This window comes from Microbacterium sp. WCS2018Hpa-23 (genome assembly GCF_031843845.1).
Taxonomy (GTDB): domain Bacteria; phylum Actinomycetota; class Actinomycetes; order Actinomycetales; family Microbacteriaceae; genus Microbacterium.
In genome coordinates this window covers 161,380-176,848 of the sequence record NZ_JAVTIZ010000001.1, presented here as the reverse complement: position 1 = coordinate 176,848, position 15,469 = coordinate 161,380, and the positions used below count along the sequence as shown (strand labels likewise).

General features: G+C 69.1%; 14 protein-coding genes. 6 read left to right on the top strand and 8 right to left on the bottom strand.

Going from position 1 to position 15,469, the window contains the following annotated elements:
• Positions 1-145: 145 nt before the first annotated feature.
• Together murQ and RQG77_RS00785 are read right to left on the bottom strand one after the other, a co-directional pair.
• Entirely contained in the window at positions 146-1,081 is a 936-nt protein-coding gene (gene murQ / locus RQG77_RS00790; protein ID WP_311242996.1) for an N-acetylmuramic acid 6-phosphate etherase, read from the bottom strand.
• Entirely contained in the window at positions 1,071-1,997 is a 927-nt protein-coding gene (locus tag RQG77_RS00785) for a BadF/BadG/BcrA/BcrD ATPase family protein (protein ID WP_311242995.1), read from the bottom strand. The genes murQ and RQG77_RS00785 overlap by 11 nt, the downstream gene beginning before the upstream one ends.
• Before the next feature lie 78 nt (positions 1,998-2,075).
• Here RQG77_RS00785 and RQG77_RS00780 point away from each other — a divergent pair, with 78 nt between their 5' ends.
• On the top strand, positions 2,076-2,930 hold the full coding sequence (locus RQG77_RS00780; protein WP_311242994.1) for a MurR/RpiR family transcriptional regulator: 855 nt from the start codon (positions 2,076-2,078) through the stop codon (positions 2,928-2,930).
• Positions 2,931-2,957: 27 nt separating this feature from the next.
• On the opposite strand, the gene RQG77_RS00775 is transcribed toward RQG77_RS00780, so the two are convergent.
• Positions 2,958-4,040 (bottom strand): DUF998 domain-containing protein, encoded by a 1,083-nt coding sequence (locus RQG77_RS00775; RefSeq protein ID WP_311242993.1) that lies wholly within the window; start codon positions 4,038-4,040, stop codon positions 2,958-2,960.
• A gap of 146 nt (positions 4,041-4,186) precedes the next feature.
• Between RQG77_RS00775 and RQG77_RS00770 the strand changes: the two genes are divergently transcribed.
• A complete protein-coding gene (locus tag RQG77_RS00770) occupies positions 4,187-4,837 on the top strand; it encodes an HAD-IA family hydrolase (protein WP_311242992.1) in 651 nt (216 codons plus the stop codon).
• Positions 4,838-4,908: 71 nt separating this feature from the next.
• On the opposite strand, the gene RQG77_RS00765 is transcribed toward RQG77_RS00770, so the two are convergent.
• Complete coding sequence (locus RQG77_RS00765; RefSeq protein WP_311242991.1) at positions 4,909-5,346, bottom strand: Lrp/AsnC family transcriptional regulator; 438 nt, start codon at positions 5,344-5,346, stop codon at positions 4,909-4,911.
• Positions 5,347-5,497: 151 nt separating this feature from the next.
• Between RQG77_RS00765 and pdhA the strand changes: the two genes are divergently transcribed.
• Genes pdhA through RQG77_RS00750 form a run of 3 tightly spaced genes read left to right on the top strand, consistent with a single transcriptional unit; the run spans position 5,498 to position 9,047 of the window.
• A complete protein-coding gene (gene pdhA / locus RQG77_RS00760; protein WP_311242990.1) occupies positions 5,498-6,625 on the top strand; it encodes a pyruvate dehydrogenase (acetyl-transferring) E1 component subunit alpha in 1,128 nt (375 codons plus the stop codon).
• Positions 6,622-7,665, top strand: coding sequence for a transketolase C-terminal domain-containing protein (locus tag RQG77_RS00755; protein ID WP_311242989.1), 1,044 nt, complete (start codon positions 6,622-6,624; stop codon positions 7,663-7,665). The genes pdhA and RQG77_RS00755 overlap by 4 nt, the downstream gene beginning before the upstream one ends.
• Positions 7,662-9,047 carry a dihydrolipoamide acetyltransferase family protein gene (locus RQG77_RS00750; protein ID WP_311242988.1) on the top strand — a complete coding sequence of 462 codons (1,386 nt, stop codon included), beginning with the start codon at positions 7,662-7,664 and terminating at the stop codon, positions 9,045-9,047. Before RQG77_RS00755 ends, RQG77_RS00750 begins: the two co-directional genes overlap by 4 nt.
• Positions 9,048-9,178: 131 nt before the next feature.
• Here the strand turns inward: RQG77_RS00750 and RQG77_RS00745 are convergent, their stop codons facing one another.
• On the bottom strand, positions 9,179-9,691 hold the full coding sequence (locus RQG77_RS00745) for a hypothetical protein (RefSeq protein WP_311242987.1): 513 nt from the start codon (positions 9,689-9,691) through the stop codon (positions 9,179-9,181).
• A gap of 138 nt (positions 9,692-9,829) precedes the next feature.
• Here RQG77_RS00745 and RQG77_RS00740 point away from each other — a divergent pair, with 138 nt between their 5' ends.
• Positions 9,830-11,149, top strand: coding sequence for an MFS transporter (locus RQG77_RS00740; RefSeq protein WP_311242986.1), 1,320 nt, complete (start codon positions 9,830-9,832; stop codon positions 11,147-11,149).
• Positions 11,150-11,186: 37 nt separating this feature from the next.
• On the opposite strand, the gene ptsP is transcribed toward RQG77_RS00740, so the two are convergent.
• Genes ptsP through dhaK form a run of 3 tightly spaced genes read right to left on the bottom strand, consistent with a single transcriptional unit; the run spans position 11,187 to position 15,396 of the window.
• On the bottom strand, positions 11,187-13,742 hold the full coding sequence (gene ptsP, locus RQG77_RS00735) for a phosphoenolpyruvate--protein phosphotransferase (RefSeq protein ID WP_311242985.1): 2,556 nt from the start codon (positions 13,740-13,742) through the stop codon (positions 11,187-11,189).
• Positions 13,742-14,404, bottom strand: a complete 663-nt coding sequence (dhaL, locus tag RQG77_RS00730; protein WP_311243453.1) for a dihydroxyacetone kinase subunit DhaL — start codon at positions 14,402-14,404, stop codon at positions 13,742-13,744. The genes ptsP and dhaL overlap by 1 nt, the downstream gene beginning before the upstream one ends.
• Positions 14,404-15,396: a dihydroxyacetone kinase subunit DhaK gene (gene dhaK, locus RQG77_RS00725; protein ID WP_311242984.1), complete on the bottom strand. Its 993-nt coding sequence runs from the start codon at positions 15,394-15,396 to the stop codon at positions 14,404-14,406. The genes dhaL and dhaK overlap by 1 nt, the downstream gene beginning before the upstream one ends.
• Positions 15,397-15,469: the final 73 nt, after the last annotated feature.

Here is a 15,469-nt window from a genome sequence, read left to right as displayed (position 1 = left end):
CAGACGCCTGTCTCCGCGGATGCCGGACGCTGCGGCGGCGAGTCCTGCTGCTGCAGTGCCTGACCGTCGACCGTGTCCCCGGCGACGTCAGCGCCGTCGTGCCCGCCAGGAATCCCCTGACGGAAGCACGCAGCGAATGTGCCTCTCACGACAGACCGGCGATCGCGATGCGCAGGATGCCGTCGGCATCACGGAGTGCCTGCGCCGAGCGGTCCGCCGATGCCCCGGTCGACACCATCAGGATCGCGAGCTTGACAGAGCCGTCGGCCGAGGCCAGGGCAGCGGCGGCCTCGTCGACGGTGGAACCTGTGAGCTCGGTGACCGTGCGGATCGAACGGGCATGAAGCTTCTCGTTCGTCGCGAGAAGGTCGACCATCACACCGTGATGTGTCTTGCCGAGTTTGATCATCGACAGCGTGGTCAGCATGTTCACCACGAGCTTCTGCGCGGTACCCGACTTCAAGCGGGTCGAGCCCGAGATGAACTCGGGCCCCGTGACCACCTCGATCGCGATGTCCGCCACCGCGCCGATGTCGGATGCCGCGTTCGAGGCGATCGCCACGGTGAGCGCGCCGACCCCGCGGGCGAACTCCAGTCCCCCCACCACATACGGTGTGCGCCCGGACGCGGAGATCCCGACGACCGTGTCCCGCTCGGTCAGCCCTATCTCGCGCAGTGACAGACCCGCAGACTCGGCGTCGTCCTCAGCGTTCTCGACCGCGGATCGGATCGCCGTCTCGCCTCCGGCGATGAGGCCGACGACCATCGACGGATCGGTGCCGAAGGTCGGCGGGCACTCGCTGGCGTCGAGCACGCCGACGCGGCCGGCGGTACCCGCACCGATGTAGATCAGGCGTCCGCCTTCGCGGAACCGCGCGGTGATGCCATCGACGGCGGCGGCGATCTCGGCGCGGCGTTCGGCGACCGCTTCGGGGACGCGGCGGTCCTCGGCGTTCATCCTGTCCACGAGCTCGATCGTGTCGAGCAGGTCGAGATCACCGCGGTCGGTCGACGATGCTTCGGTTCCGAGCGTCGACAGAACGTCGAGCAGGTCGGCCAGTCGGGAGGAATCATTCGGCACGGTGGACGAACCTTTCATGGGGAAGATCGGTGCGGTCTGCGATGAGCAGTGCACCGTCGAGAGCATCACCGGCTGAAGCGACGACCGTCCGCCCCGCAGCGCGCAGGGCGTCTTCGATACCGGTGCGGAACCAGACATGCTCGGTGAGGCCGCCGTGCAACGCCACCGGATCGGTACGCGACGACGCGGCGACCGCTGAGGCGGTGAGCAGGCGAATGCTCTCTGCGGCGATCCCGGCGGCGACGACGTCGCCGGACTCCGCGGCGTCGAGCACGAGCGGGGCGAGGGCCGCGAGGCGTCGGGGCAGCGGGCCGTCCTGAGCGAGCCACCCGTGGATCGCGGACGGTGCGCCGATCGGCATGGCCACGGCGTCCGTGAGTGCGGTGCTCTGCCCGAGGCCGACGGATGCTCGCAGCACCGCGCGCAGTGCCTCACGCCCGAGCCACGAGCCGCTGCCGAAGTCGCCGAGCTCAGGACCCCAGCCATCCACGAGCGTGGCGCTGCCGGCGTCGATCCCGAGCGCGGCCGCGCCGGTGCCCGCGATCAGGAGCACTCCCGCGTCACCGTCGAGGGCGCCGACGTGCGCCGAGACGACGTCGGATGTCACGGCGGCGGGGACGCCCAGCGCGTCGGCGAGTCGCCGAGCGAGTTCGGATGCCGAAGTCGGTGCGGTCCAGGCGCCCGCAGCGCCTACGGAGATCGACGAGATCGGCTCGTCGAGATGAGCCGTCAGCGGAAGGATCGAGTCGAGCGCGGCGGTGACACCACCGGCTGCGGCGAGCCCGGGTGCTCCGACGCCGTCATGAAGGGGGCGACGGCCCGATCGGCGGCCGGTGACGGCATCCGGCTCCGAGACGACCACGCGGCACCGTGACTTGCCGAGATCTACGGCCACGACGGCGGATGGTGGAGACATGGAAATAGTCTACGCACTGAGCATCCGACGTGAAATAATTCTTCATCAGTGTCCTGAATCGCCGAACGCAGGAGAGCGATGAGCATCCAGACGACGATCGCGACAGCGGCGGAGAAGCTTCCGCCGTCGCTCGCGCGCATCGCCCGCACCATCTCCGACGATCCGACGATCGTCGTCGACAGCACCATCACCGAGATCGCCGCGACCTGCGCCACCTCGGTCGCCTCGGTCGTGCGATTCTGCCGAGCGATCGGCGTGAACGGATACGCGGCGCTGCGCATGGCCCTGGCTGCCGAACTCGGGCGCGAGTCCGCGCAGTTCCCCGCGTCAGCCGGTTTCGGCGCCGAGATCTCTGCTGCGGACTCACTCCGGGAGGCGACCGCGAAGGTGGCGGCACTGGAGCTGCTCGCGATCGAGGAGACGATCGCCGGCGTCGACTACGACGTGCTCGCCGCAGCAGTCGATGCGGTCGACGACGCCGACCGCATCCTGCTCTTCGGCATCGGCGCGAGTGGTCTCGTCGCGGCCGACCTCGGCCACAAACTCCTGCGCATCGGCCATGCGGCGATCGTCCTCACCGACGCGCACGAGGCGAGCGCCGCGGCCGCACTCGGCGCCAAGAAGACCGTGGCGATCGGCTTCTCCCACTCGGGCACGACCCGCGAGACGCTTCACTTCCTGCAGACCGCACGGTCGGCGGCGAGCACCACGATCGGCGTCACCGGCGCATCCGGCTCCCCGCTCGCCTCTGAGGCGGACCACGCACTGCTCAGCCACGCCCGCGAGCCTCGCCTCCGCGCAGGCGCCATGGTCAGCAGGATCGCGCAGCTCGCCCTGATCGACTGTCTCTTCGTCGGGGTCGCGCAGAAGCGCCACGCCCACTCCGTGCACGCCCTGCAACGCACAGCCGAAGCCACTCAGACGCTGCGCTGACCCGCCCGCAGTGCACCCGCTCGCCTCTCAGGCGGCAACGGGATCGCTGCGCCGGTCGGTGCCGACCGAACCGGCAGTGCGCAGGAAGACGATGATCCAGCTGAAGATCAGCACCGCGGCGATCAGCTCGACGGCCGTGAGGTTGTAGTAGCCGACGGCGAAGAAGGCCGCCAGCAGGATGATCACGAGCACGTAGACCCAGCCGAACACCACGAAGACCCGCGGGATGGCGCGGAGGAACCACGGCAGCCCGACGACGATCACCGCGAAGGCGACCGTCATGCCGGTCGCGACCGTGTTGTGCACGAGAAAGAACTCGTCCACGGGGAAGACGCCGACGCACGCGAGGAAGACGCCGATCAGGATGAGTCCGCCGCGCACGACGAACCGGCCGCGGCGATCGACGGGGTCATCGACGGGCAGGCCGGCCGTCGCATATCGAGCGATCGTCGTCACGAGCACGCCCGCGATGATCAGTGTGGCGTTGAAGGCCAGCGAGGCACTGTTCGTACTCATCCCGAGAGCCGAGAGGTTGTCGCGCCACCAGTGCACGTCGCTCGAAGCGAGCATCGCCGCGAACGCCCCGACGACGAGGAACACCGCGAGCACGAGCGACAGCACGGTGGGCGTGAGCGCGACGGCGCTGAGGAAAGTGACGTAGGCGGTGAGCGCGAACGCCACCGCGACGAGGACGGCTCCGGGGAACGGGAAGACCGGAGCATCCGTGAAGCTCCGATCGAGCAGCTCGGCGATGCCGAGCCAGCCGAGATACGCGATCGCCGCGTGCGCGAAGGCGATCGCCACGAGGTCGTACCAGCGCAGCCGGTCGCCGGGAACGCTGAAGCCGTCACGTGTGCCGTCGGGTGCCACCGTCGCCGGCCGGGAGACGAGACGGCCGAGGGCGAACGCGAGCACCGCGGTGACCGCGCCCCCGTACGCCGCGAACGAGCCGATCGACCCCGTGCCGCTGATCGCCATCTCATGGCCCCAGAAGACAGGGAATCCGATCGCGAAGCCCAGAAGCAGGAAGACGGCGCCGACGATGAGCGCGGTCGCCTCGAAGACCGCATCTGCGGTGTCGGGCCCTCGCAGCTGCCGCAGGACCTGCATGACTCTCTCGCCAATATTCCTCATTGCCGACCTCCGTCGACATCATAGAAGCCTCGCTCTCGGCAGCACGCCGACCGCGCCTGCTCGGACCCCGGCCTTCACCGCGAGCGGTCATCCGAGGCGTGCCTCGCAAGTACCCTGAGGAGATGACCGAGACCCTCAGCGCCCGCGCCGTCCTGCTCGACATGGACGGCACCCTCGTCGATTCGACGGCCGTCGTGGAACGCCTGTGGCTGGCCTGGGCCGCACCGCACGGGATCGACCCCGCGACAGTACTGAGCGTCGTCCACGGTCGTCAGGGCCATCAGAGCATGGCGATCATGCTGCCGGAGCGCGATCATGAGATCAACATCCGAGAGAACGCCGTCATGCTGGCGAACGAGAGCGAGGACGTCGACGGCGTCGTCGCGATCGAGGGTGCCGGCACTCTGCTCGAGGCGCTGCTCCCTCACCCTCACGCGATCGTGACCTCTGCTGACGTCACACTGATGAACGCCCGCATGGGACAGGCCGGGCTCACGGTGCCTGCGCTCACGGTGACCGCCGAGGATGTGTCCGCGTCGAAGCCGCATCCGGAGGGTTTCCTGCTGGGCGCGAAGCTGCTGGGTGTCGACCCTGCCGACTGCGTGGTGTTCGAAGACTCGGGCGCCGGAATCCAGGCCGCGCACGCAGCCGGCATGCGTGTGATCGGTGTGGGCTCGCACGCGACCTCGCACGAGCCGACCTTCCACGTCGACGACCTCACTCAGGTCGCTGTGGTGCCGACCACGGACGGATTCGAACTCCACCTGAGGTGACGCCGCGGATCCTGATGGTTCCTGCAGACGAGAGATCGCGAGCCCGCTGCCGGTGATGCTCACGCAGGCCCTCAGATCAGGGTGAAGTCCTCGAAGATCAAGGTCGTCCGTGTGGAGCGGATCGACGGGATCGCCTGGATGTCCTCGAGGACGATGCGCCGGAGGTCCCGAGCATCGCTCGCCCGCACGAGCAGGATCACATCGAAGTCGCCGCCGACGAGCGCCATGTGCTCGATCTCGGGGATCGCCCGCAGTCGCGCGCTGACGTCCTGCCAGGTGGCCTGCTCGATCGCCAGGGTGACGTACGCGCTCGCATGGTGGCCGAGCAGCACCGGGTCTGTGCGCACCGAGTAGCCGGTGATGATGCCCGCTTCGGTGAGTCGTTTGATGCGCGCGTGGGCTCCTGCCCGCGAGATGTGCACCGCCTCGGCTATCGCTGTCATCGAGGCGCGGGCGTCCCGTCTCAGCTCGCCGAGGATCGCGTCATCGGTCTCGTCCAGCGTGATCATGGCACCCCTTCGTCCGGTCACGGAATTCTGACATTTTGGCACAGGAGACAGCAGGGATCGCGCATTCGTCCATGATCCGCTGAATGCTCTTGGATGACTGTCGAGTGCGGGGCAAGCTGTCCCCATCAGGTTCGGCAAGGAGGGCGAACGGATGGAACACGCAGATCTGCTTCCGCGCGACGCGGCGGTGCAGCTGATCGATGCCGACGGTGCGACCGTCGTCGACGAGCACTACGCGATGCCCGGCACCGACATGTTGCTGGCCGCGTATCGGGGCCTCGTCGAGGGACGCCGAATCAACGAACAGGCCAGTGCCCTCGTGCGTCAGGGACGCCTCGCCGTCTACCCGTCATCGCACGGCCAGGAGGCCTGCCAGATCGGTGCCGCGCTCGCCATGTCCGACGATGACTGGCTCTTCCCGACCTACCGAGACTCTGTGGCCGTGATCGCGCGGGGCGTGGCCCCTGCCGAGGCGATGGTGCTGCTGAAGGGCGACTGGCATTCGGGCTACGACGTGCGCGCCCACCACGTCGCTCCGCAGGCCACTCCCCTGGCCACGCAGCTGCTGCACGCCGTGGGTTTCGCGTATGCCGCGAAACAGCGAGGAGAGGACACCGTCGTCATCGCCCTGTGCGGAGACGGCGCGACAAGCGAGGGTGACTTCCACGAGGCCCTGAACTTCGCCGCGGTCTTTCACGTGCCCGTCGTCTTCTTCGTGCAGAACAACGAGTTCGCGATCTCCGTTCCGCTCAGTCGACAGACCGCAGCACCCTCTCTCGCGCACAAGGCGATCGGCTACGGAATGCCGGGTCGGCGCGTCGACGGCAATGACGTCGCCGCGGTACTGGCTGTTCTCGGCGAGGCCGTCGACCGTGCCCGCTCAGGCGGCGGCCCCACCCTGGTCGAGGCGCACACCTATCGGATGCAGGCGCACACGAACGCCGACGACGACACCCGCTACCGCGAGCGCGCCGAAGTCCAGGCGTGGGTCGCCCGAGACCCCCTGGCACGTCTGCGAGCGCACCTGAGCGATATCGGCGCACTCACACCCGAGCTCGAGACCGAATTCGCGGCCGGGGCCGAGCGCATCGCGGCAGCGATGCGGGAGGCGCTCAACACCGACACCGACATCGACCCGGAGGATCTCTTCCGCTTCGTGACCGAGACGCGTTCCCCGCAGCTCGAGGAGCAGTGGCGGATGCTTCGAGGCGAGATCGAACGGACCCGTGCCGCGGAGGCCGGATCGACCGCGCAAGCGCTCCCCGGAGGTGCCCGATGACCATCGCACACGACGACATCCGCGTCGATGAGCGCTCGACGAGCGTGTCGACCATGAGCATGGCGGCTGCGCTGAATCTCGCCCTCGCAGACGCGATCCAGTCCGACCCCGAGGTCGTGGTCTTCGGTGAGGACGTCGGCGCCCTCGGCGGAGTCTTCCGCATCACCGACGGGCTCACCGCACGGTTCGGCGAGGAGCGCTGCTTCGATACCCCGCTCGCCGAGTCCGGCATCGTGGGCACCGCGGTCGGAATGGCCATGAACGGCATGCGACCCGTCGTCGAGCTGCAGTTCGACGCGTTCGCCCTGCCGGCGTTCGAACAGATCGTCAGCCATGTGGCGAAGCTCGGCAACCGCACCCGCGGAGTCGTGCGGATGCCGCTGGTGATCCGCATCCCGTTCGGCGGCGGCATCGGCGGGGTCGAGCATCACTGCGACTCGTCGGAGGCCTACTACGCGCACACTCCGGGACTCACGGTCCTCAGCCCGTCGACGCCACAGGATGCGTATTCGATGCTCAGAGCAGCCATCGCTTCGCCGGATCCGGTGATCTTCCTCGAGCCGAAGAAGCTCTACTGGACCAAGGGCGAGGTCGACACCTCCGTCTCGGCAGAGATCGGCACCGCCCGCATCGCTCGCGACGGTACCGATGTCACGCTCCTGGCTTACGGCGCGTCCGTGCCGCTCGCTCTGGAGGCGGCCGAGGTCGCCGCATCCGAAGGGCGCAGTGTGCAGGTCGTCGACATCCGCTCGCTCTCGCCCTTCGACGATGCCACCGTGACCGCAGCCGTGCGCGCGACCGGTCGTGCCGTCGTGATCGCCGAGGCGCCCGGCTACGCCAGCGTGGCATCGGAGATCCAGGCACGGGTCTTCGAGCGCTGCTTCGAATACCTCGAAGCACCCGTTCGCCGCGTGACCGGCTTCGACACCCCCTTCGCACCACCGAAGCTCGAGCACTGGTATCTGCCGGATGTCGACCGCGTCCTCGACGCGATCGACTCGCTGCACTGGGAAGACGAGTGCGGAGAGGACGAGTCATGACCGCCCTGACCGCCCGGGTCTTCCGCCTGCCGGACCTCGGTGAAGGACTGACCGAAGCGGGCCTCGTGCAGTGGCTCGTCGCGGTCGGCGACACCATCGTCACGGATCAGGCGATCGCCGAGGTCGAGACCGCGAAGAGCATCGTCGAGCTGCCCTCGCCGTTCGCGGGAGTCGTCACCGCCCTGCACGGAGAGCCGGGCGAGACCATCGACGTCGGAGCCCCCGTGCTCGAAGTGGACGACGGTGCGGACGCGAGTCCCGATGCGTCGGATGCCGTCGAGCGCGACGCGTACCGCGAGGAGGAGCGCGCGGGCTCCGGCAACGTGCTGATCGGCTACGGCACGTCCGAGCGGGCAACATCCGGCCGGAGGCGGCCTCGTGCCGACGTGCAGGTCGATTCTGCAACCGCACGGCCCACGACCGAGCAGGCTCGGAGCACGCCCGAATCGGATGCGCCTGTACGACGCCCCGTGGCAGTCCGCTCACCGCTCGTCCGACGCCTCGCACGCGACCTCGGACTCGACGTGCACACCATCGCCGCAACAGGACACGACGGTGCCGTGACCCGCGCCGACGTCCTCGCCGCAGCTGTCGATGTCGCGGTCGACGGCGTCACCGCCCAGCATCGCGGCGCGGGCGTGGGCGCGCCTGCAGATGCGAGCACCGCTGGAGATGTGCTCGACGGCCTTTCCGTCGCCTCACGCGAGCGCCTGTCTCCCCTGCGCAAGGCCGTCAGCGCCAAGCTCGCCCGCAGCCGCTCCGAGATCCCCGAGGCGACCGTCTGGGTCGATGTCGATGCGACCGAACTGTGGAACCTGCGCTCGCACATGGCTCCCGAAGGAGGCAGAGCGCCGTCCGTCACCGCACTACTCGCGCGATTCGTGCTCCTCGCTCTCGAGGATCACCCTGTGCTCGCGTCCCGTCTGAGCGACGACGCCTCGGAGCTCATCTCCTTCGAGGGCGTGAATCTGGGCGTAGCTGCAGACACCGCGCGCGGCCTGATGGTGCCGGTCATCCCGCGCGCGCACGACCTCAGCATCGATCAGCTCGACACCACCCTGCGCGAACTGTCGGAGACCGCACGATCCGGGTCAATGCCGGCCGAGCGCCTGCGCGGATCGACCTTCACGCTGAACAACTACGGCGGGCTCGGCGTCGACGGCTCCGCAGCCATCATCAACCACCCCGACGTCGCGATCCTCGGAATCGGACGCATCATCGAGCGCCCCTGGGTGGTCGACGGGCAGATCGTCGCGCGCCGCATCGTGCAGCTCTCACTCGTGTTCGACCACCGGGTGTGCGACGGCGGCTACGCGGCGAGCTTCCTGCGCCGAGTGACGGAGCTCATCGAGCATCCGCTGCGCGCATTCGGGAGGGTGTGAGGGGCGGGCGAGAACACCCGCCCCTCACGGTCACTCCACGGTGAGGTCTCCTCGCAGGGTGGTGTCAGCGGTCGTGATCCCGATGATCCGAGCCTCCGTCGAGTCGGTGTCCTCGCGCGTGGTGTGGAAGATCAGGAGACGCCCCGCTCTGTCGGCGACGAAGTAGGCCCATTGCCCTGACGAGACGACGTGCACCCGGGTTCCGGTCCAGGCAGTGTCGCCACGATGTCGTCATACGTCTCACCGAGGCGGATCGGGCCGACGCCCTGCCCCGTGATCGACCACTCGGCCCAGTCAGTGGACGCATCGCCCACCGGTTCCGTCGTCCCTGTCGGAGGGGCCTCAGTCAGAGTGTCGATGAGTTCGGACTTCGCATCGATCGCGGTCGCCTGCAGCAGCTCGACCGCGGCCGCCGCGTCGATCGGCGCGGAATCGGGAAGCGACGTGCTCAGGTGCACGAGCGTGTTGCCGACTGCGGCGGATCCGTGGAAGACCCGCCACCCGTCGGAGGCGGGGTCGGCGTTCATCGTTCCCGCCAGCGCACGAACGCCGCCTTCCTCCTCCGCGACGACCGCCTCGAAGGTGTTGAGCCCGTCATAGTCGAGCTCTCCGCAGTCCGCCGCTGCGCGCTCGAGCTGATCCATGCGCGCGGCGACGTGTGCCTCCTGCCCTTGGACTGCCCGCCCGCGTGCGCTACTCTCGCTTTACTGACCGATCATTCGGTAAGTGACCCGGGGCGATGGTGCATCGCTCTTCCCCCACCGCAGAACAATGGAGTTCGCATGACGTCAGCAGTGTCCGCACGCAGTTCGACCACCCGGATGCCCTCCGAGGAGCGGCGGGTTCTCGCCAGCACCCTCGTCGGCACCTCGATCGAGTGGTACGACTTCTTCATCTACGCGCAAGCCGCCGGCCTCGTGCTCGCTCCCCTGTTCCTTGCGCCGATCGCCGAGGAGAACAAGGGGTTCGCGCAGATCCTGTCGTTCGCCACGATCGGAATCTCCTTCCTCTTCCGTCCACTCGGAGCCATCGTCGCCGGGCACCTCGGCGACAAGCTGGGCCGCAAGAAGATGCTCGTCTTCACGCTCGTGATGATGGGACTCTCCACCTCCCTGATCGGCCTGCTGCCGACCTACGCGGCGATCGGCGTCGCCGCACCGATCCTGCTCATCGTGCTCCGCATCCTGCAGGGATTCTCAGCCGGAGGCGAATGGGGCGGGGCAGCACTGATGGCCGTCGAGCACGCGCCGACCACCCGCCGGGGGCTCTTCGGTGCGTTCCCTCAGATCGGTGTCCCGATCGGCATGATCCTCGCCACAGCCACGCTCTGGGTCCTGACAAGCTCGATGTCACCGGAGGACTTCCTCGCCTGGGGATGGCGCATCCCGTTCCTGCTGTCGATCGTGCTGATCGCCGTCGGCTACGTGATCAGGCGCGCGGTCGACGAGAGCCCGGTCTTCGAGGACCTCCGCCGTCGCCGGCAGGAGGCGTCGGCACCGCTGGGGCGTCTGTTCCGAAAGAACACCAAGCAGGTCGTGCTCACCGCGCTCATCTTCATCGGCAACAACGCGGCCGGTTACCTCCTCATCGCGTTCTTCGCCACCTACGCCGTCACGGCGCTGGGCATGGAACGACCTCCCGTGCTGCTGGCCACGACCCTCGCCTCGTTCGGATGGCTCATCTTCACGCTCTGGGGCGGCCACCTCTCGGATCGCCTCGGTCGCGTCCGCACCTTCCAGATCGGGTACATCGCGCTCGCGGTCTGGGCGGTGCCGATGTGGTTCCTGATCGATACGGCGAACATCTTCTGGTATTTCGTGGCGCTGTTCGTCATGACGTTCGCGCTCGGACTCTCGTACGGTCCGCAGGCGGCCCTCTATGCCGAGATGTTCCCCGCCAACGTCCGATACTCGGGCGTCTCGATCGGTTACGCACTGGGTGCCATCCTCGGCGGGGCGTTCGCCCCGATGATCGCGGAGGCTCTGATGAACCAGTTCCAGGCAGCCTGGACCATCGGCGTCTACATCGCCATCACGGCCGTGATCTCCCTCATCGCCGTCTCGATCGTGAAGGAGACGAAGGGCGTGGACCTGCACGCCTGAGCGGAAGCTCGCCAGACACTGTCGGCGGGTCGGTCGTTCAGACGACCGGTCCGCCGACGCTCTCGGACCCGAGGATCGCGAGAGCCGCTGAACGGGCGTCCGCGGTGGTCGCCGCCTTCAGCACGGCCTCCGCCGCCGCTCGACACTGCGCTTCGGTGACGGCCTCGAGTGCTGCTGCCACACGACCCAGCGCCCGCGGCGTCATCGACAGCGAGGTGACGCCGAGGCCCACGAGCACCGGTGCGAGAGCGGGGTCCGCTGCGGCCTCGCCGCACACCCCGACCGGAAGATCCCACGTGCGCCCGGCGGCGCCGACCGCCCCGATCAGCCGGAGCACAGCTGGCTGCCACGGGTCATTCAGCTCACCGAGCTCGGCGAGCAGGCGATCCGCCGCCAGTGTGTACTGGGCGAGGTCATTGGTGCCGAGGCTGACGAAGTCGACGACCTCGAGCATCTCCGAGGCGAGCAACGCCGCCGACGGCGTCTCGATCATCACACCGACGGTCATGAGCCCGACCGCACGCGCGCTCTCGGCGAAGGCACGCGCCTCGTCGACCGTGGCCACCATCGGCGCCATCACCTCGACGACCGCCGACTCCGCCTCGGCTGCCCGTGCCAGCGCGCGCAGTTGATCGTCGAGCAGCACCGGCGACCGCCGGGCGATGCGCAGGCCACGAACCCCCAGAGCGGGATTGTCCTCGTGATCCGCGTTCGCGAACGGCAGAGGCTTGTCGCTGCCCGCATCGAGCGTGCGCACGACGACCCGACGCCCCGGGAAGGCTGCGAGGACACCGCGGTAGGACGCCACCTGCTCGTCGATCGACGGCGCGTCGACGCGATCGAGGAAGCAGAACTCGGTGCGGAAGAGTCCGACGCCCTCTGCTCCGGCGGCAGCAGCGGTCACCGCCTCGGCCGCTCCCCCCACATTCGCGAGCAGACGGATGCGGTGCCCGTCGCCGAGCACACCCTCTCCCTCGAAGGGCACGACGACCGCTTCGGCCCTCGCCGCCTCCGCGCGCGCCGGGTCGGGTTCGACCTCGACGGTGCCCCGGTCGCCGTCGACGAGCACGACGGCATCGGGCGTGATCCGTGTCGCCCCGGCCGCCCCGACCACGGCGGGGATCCCCAGAGATCGGGCGATGATCGCGGTGTGCGAGGTGGGACCCCCCTGCTCGGTCACCAACCCGACGCAGCTGCCGCCTTCGAGGGCGGCGGTGTCGGCCGGGGCGAGGTCGACGGCCAGCAGCACGAACGGCTCCTCACGCTCAGGGACGCCAGGGACGTCGACGTCGAGGATCTCCGCGACGATGCGATCGCGGACGTCGCGGATGTCCGCCGCCCGCTCGGCCATCCGTCCGCCGAGTGCCGCGAGGCCCTGCTCGTGCGAGACCGCGGTCTCCCACACGGCCCGCGCCGCTGTGCGCCCCTTGATCCGGACGAGCGCCGAGGCCTCGGCCACGAGCTCCGGATCGGAGGCGAGCAGACGCGAGGCATCGAGGATCGCCCGCGCTTCCCCGGTCGCTGTGGACGTACGCGCACGCAGCTGATCGGCCACCGCCACCGCAGCCCACTCGATCGCGGACACCTCGCTCTCGCGATCAGCCGGCGCGACGACCGCGCTCGCATCGGGCTCGTCGAGTGGCGCGGCGAGGATCACCGCCGGGGCCGCGACCCGTCCACCGCTCACTCCCCTCCCGCGCAGCACGGTTCCCGCCGCGATCGGCGAGGGAGCCGGCGTCTCCGTCTCGACCGACGGCGTCGTTGCAGCTACCGGAGACTCCGCAACCTCGGTGACTCCCTCCCCGACCCCCTCGCCGAACCCGTCGCCGAAGAGAGCCACGAGACGCTCGACGACGCGCTCCGCGTCGGCCCCCGTCGCAGACAGCTCGATCTCGTCGCCCTGTCGAGCGCCGAGGATCAGCAGTCGCGAGAGGCTCGCGGCGGCGGCGCCGGGTCCGTCCGGCAACTTGCGAAGTCGCACATCAGCTCCCGCCGATGTCTCGGCGATGAGTGCGGCCGGACGCGCATGGATGCCGAGCGGATTCCGCACCGTCACCACGCGCACGACGGCATCCGGCCGAGCAGACGCATCCGGCTCGACGGAAGGTGCATCGGCGCCGTACTCGCTGGCACCGTGTGCAGGAGGGATGCGGCCCTCGTCACCGTCGGCGTTCGCGTCGCCGAGCTGGCCGGTCTTCGCGCCGAGGGCGGCCGAGGCCTCCTGCGCGACGACGTCGAGCGATCCGCCCGCCGCGGCCGACACGACCGCCGCGAGCAGTCCTTCCACGAAGGGGGCGGGTGCCAGGCGCACGGGCACGTCGCTCATCCGCAGCTCGAGTGCGAGCTCGGCGCTGAGCACCGCAGACCCCAGGTCCATCAGCACGAGCACCCCGTCGCAGTCCGTCGCGAGTTCGTCGATCGCCGCGGCCACTGCGACCGCGTCCGTGCCGAGGACGGGTGCGCCGTCGGCATCCGATCCCGCACCGGCTGCGACCCGCACGCGCACTCCCCCGCCGTGCACCATCTGCAGGGCGAGCTCCAGCGCCGCCTCCCCGAGTCGAGCGCTGTGGGAGACGGCGACGATGCCGATCATCAGGACGGTTCCGCGGCCGGTGAGGCGCTCAGCGCGGTGGCCTGGGCGAGTGTCTCGAACAGCAGCGTGGTCGATGCGGCGCCGGGGTCGAGATGACCGGCGCTGCGCTCACCCAGATAGCTCGCACGTCCCTTGCGGGCGACGAGAGGTTCGGTGGCGTCCCGGCCCGCAGCAGCAGCCGTCGCCGCGGCCGCGGTCGCCGCCCCGAGATCCGCTCCGCCGGCGATCGCCTCATCGAGCGCGTCGACCGCCGGAGCCATCGCGTCGAACATGGTCTTGTCCCCCGCTTCGGCCTTGCCGCGAGCGACGATCCCGTCGAGTCCTGCCCGCAGTGACGCGGCGAGCGCGGAGGAATCGAGCTCGGTGACCGGGCCCGCGGCCATCCCCATGCGCAGGAACAGCGTTCCGTACAGGGGGCCGCTCGCGCCGCCGACGGAGCTCACCAGGGTCATGCCCACCGTCTTGAGCAGCTCGTCGACGGTGGCCGGCGCTCCTGCGTCGAGCTTCGCGACGACCGCCTCCATTCCTCTCGACATGTTCGCGCCGTGGTCGGCGTCGCCGATCGCCGAGTCGAGCTCGGTGAGCCACTCGCGCTTCTCCGCGATCACGTCGCGGAAGCGGTGGATCCACTCGATGAGCGCTGCCGTGTCGACGCCCGTCATCATGCTCCCCACCGGAGGCCCGGCGTGCTGACCGGAGCATCCCACAGCCGCAGCAGCTCGTCGTCGGCCTTCAGCACCGTGAGCGAGCAGCCGGCCATGTCGAGCGAGGTGATGTAATCGCCGACCAGGTTTCGGGCGATCTGCACGCCGGCCTTCTCGAGCAGCGGCACGACCTCGCCGTACATGAGGTACAGCTCGATAAGGGGCGATCCGCCCATGCCGTTCAGCATCACGATCGCAGGGCCTGCGGCGTCGAGGTCGGCGAGGATCGGATCGACGAGCTGGCGGGCGATCTCGGATGCCGGAGCCAGCGGCTCCCGGTGACGACCGGGTTCGCCGTGGATGCCGATGCCGATCTCCATCTGATCCTCAGGCAGGTCGAACGTCGGCTTGCCGGCGGCGGGCACGGTGCAGCTCGTGAGCGCCATGCCCATCGAGCGGCCCTGGCCGTTGATGCGCTTCGCGAGCTCGACGATCGAGGCGAGATCCTGCCCCTCCTCCGCGGCTGCGCCGACGAGCTTCTCGAGCAGCACGGTGAGTCCGACGCCCCGGCGACCAGCCGTGTAGAGCGAGTCCTGCACGGCGACGTCGTCATCGACGATCACGGTGCCGACCTCGATGCCCTCCATCTCGGCGAGCTCAGCGGCCATCTCGAAGTTCAGCACGTCTCCGGTGTAGTTCTTCACGATGTGCAGCACTCCGGCACCCCGGTCGACCGCCTTGGTCGCGGCCTGCACACGATCGGGAGTCGGCGAGGTGAAGACCTCGCCCGCGACGGCGGCGTCGAGCATCCCGACGCCCACGTAGCCGCCGTGCAGCGGCTCATGCCCGGACCCTCCGCCCGAGACCACCGCCACCTTGCCCGCGTCCTTCGGCGTGGCCCTGGTGATCACGCTGTTCTCGACGTCCACCGACAGCTCCGGATGCGCGAGTGCGACGCCCCGCAACGATTCGGCCAGCACATCGGCGGGGTTGTTGATGAGCTTCTTCATCGTTCGATCTCCCTTGATCTCTGCGGTGGCGATCTTTCGCAATATTGGAAAGTTATTCGTCAATGTCGAATAT

What these genes read in the sequence shown, in the direction of transcription:
- RQG77_RS00785 (WP_311242995.1), bottom strand. Translation starts at nt 1,997, where the DNA reads ATGTCTCCACCATCCGCCGTCGTGGCCGTAGATCTCGGCAAGTCACGG.
- RQG77_RS00780 (WP_311242994.1), top strand. Translation starts at nt 2,076, where the DNA reads ATGAGCATCCAGACGACGATCGCGACAGCGGCGGAGAAGCTTCCGCCG.
- RQG77_RS00775 (WP_311242993.1), bottom strand. Translation starts at nt 4,040, where the DNA reads ATGCAGGTCCTGCGGCAGCTGCGAGGGCCCGACACCGCAGATGCGGTC.
- RQG77_RS00770 (WP_311242992.1), top strand. Translation starts at nt 4,187, where the DNA reads ATGACCGAGACCCTCAGCGCCCGCGCCGTCCTGCTCGACATGGACGGC.
- RQG77_RS00765 (WP_311242991.1), bottom strand. Translation starts at nt 5,346, where the DNA reads ATGATCACGCTGGACGAGACCGATGACGCGATCCTCGGCGAGCTGAGA.
- pdhA (WP_311242990.1), top strand. Translation starts at nt 5,498, where the DNA reads ATGGAACACGCAGATCTGCTTCCGCGCGACGCGGCGGTGCAGCTGATC.
- RQG77_RS00755 (WP_311242989.1), top strand. Translation starts at nt 6,622, where the DNA reads ATGACCATCGCACACGACGACATCCGCGTCGATGAGCGCTCGACGAGC.
- RQG77_RS00750 (WP_311242988.1), top strand. Translation starts at nt 7,662, where the DNA reads ATGACCGCCCTGACCGCCCGGGTCTTCCGCCTGCCGGACCTCGGTGAA.
- RQG77_RS00745 (WP_311242987.1), bottom strand. Translation starts at nt 9,691, where the DNA reads ATGGATCAGCTCGAGCGCGCAGCGGCGGACTGCGGAGAGCTCGACTAT.
- RQG77_RS00740 (WP_311242986.1), top strand. Translation starts at nt 9,830, where the DNA reads ATGACGTCAGCAGTGTCCGCACGCAGTTCGACCACCCGGATGCCCTCC.
- ptsP (WP_311242985.1), bottom strand. Translation starts at nt 13,742, where the DNA reads ATGATCGGCATCGTCGCCGTCTCCCACAGCGCTCGACTCGGGGAGGCG.
- dhaL (WP_311243453.1), bottom strand. Translation starts at nt 14,404, where the DNA reads ATGACGGGCGTCGACACGGCAGCGCTCATCGAGTGGATCCACCGCTTC.
- dhaK (WP_311242984.1), bottom strand. Translation starts at nt 15,396, where the DNA reads ATGAAGAAGCTCATCAACAACCCCGCCGATGTGCTGGCCGAATCGTTG.